The 628-nt window shown below is 34.4% G+C and carries 1 protein-coding gene; it reads left to right on the top strand.

The genetic code is table 11. The features are described from left to right. Nucleotides 1-125 precede the first annotated feature (125 nt). On the top strand, nt 126-530 hold the full coding sequence (locus G3R48_RS17170; RefSeq protein ID WP_212593433.1) for a hypothetical protein: 405 nt from the start codon (nt 126-128) through the stop codon (nt 528-530). The last annotated feature ends 98 nt before the right edge of the window (nt 531-628 follow it).

Here is a 628-nt window from a genome sequence, read left to right as displayed (position 1 = left end):
TTGAGAGTATTTTATTGCTTTACATCAAAGAGATAGAAAATGTACGATGATATAAATCAATAACTTAAACGGTCGGCTTTATCGGGCGCGCCGTTAAATAAGCTGTTATATTTTAAAGGGAACTTATGCACCACTCACTAAAAATACTCATAATTGCTAGCCTTTTAACTGGTTGTGCCTCAACTGTTGAATCTGAATATATAGAAAATAATACTGCCAAGGTTGAAGCGTATACTGATAAATATCAAAAAGAACTTGAGGACTTAGCAGGCTTTCTTGTAGAAGAATGTACTATGAAAAAGATGAATGCTAATAAAAACATGAAGCTAAGCGATCTTGGAAAGTATTTTTTGGATGGGAGAGTAATATATCAGCTTGATCCATCAGGAAAAATTATAAATGCAATATACGAGAAGAAAGGTCGCTCTCAAAAAGCTTGTGTAAGCAAATTTTCGGTTGGGTATCAATTACCTAACCCTGAAGGGCTGCAGTATGTTTATGGTAAATTTACTCTTGAAGTTAACGGGTAAAAAATATAACAAGCTGTTAAATAAGGTCAAAATACAGTTGGCTTTGCTCCTTCGTCGCTTATTCTAGCCAACTATATTTTGCCATTAACAGGGCGTTA

Origin of the sequence: Shewanella intestini (assembly GCF_018221465.1) — a bacterium.
In the GTDB taxonomy this organism is placed as follows: domain Bacteria; phylum Pseudomonadota; class Gammaproteobacteria; order Enterobacterales; family Shewanellaceae; genus Shewanella; species Shewanella intestini.
The sequence above is the reverse complement of the archived record's forward strand: the minus strand, read 5'-3'. Positions and strand labels throughout refer to the sequence as shown.

What these genes read in the sequence shown, in the direction of transcription:
- G3R48_RS17170 (WP_212593433.1), top strand. Translation starts at nt 126, where the DNA reads ATGCACCACTCACTAAAAATACTCATAATTGCTAGCCTTTTAACTGGT.